1 protein-coding gene is annotated in these 219 nt (G+C 65.8%); it reads left to right on the top strand.

Going from position 1 to position 219, the window contains the following annotated elements:
- A partial coding sequence (locus tag ACR6JA_RS23355; RefSeq protein ID WP_494599932.1) for a LysR substrate-binding domain-containing protein occupies nucleotides 1-219 on the top strand: 219 nt, incomplete at both ends.

Genomic DNA, 219 nt, shown 5'->3' with positions numbered 1-219 from the left:
TTCTGTGCCATCCCGAATCGGGATCGGGCTGCCGCCATCAGATTCAAGCGCTGCTGCAGGACGCAGGCACGCCCCTCAAGCTGGTCGATGAAGTGACCAGCCTGGGCGTGATGCTGACCTTGGTCGGCGCCGGCTACGGCATCGGTTTCGCCATCGCCTCGCAGGTGCAGACGCTACAGCGCCCGGACATCTCCATTCGTCCCCTGGCCGGCACCCCAC

It is taken from the genome of Cedecea sp. B1(4) (assembly GCF_059414925.1).
This window is presented reverse-complemented; position numbering and strand designations above follow the sequence as displayed.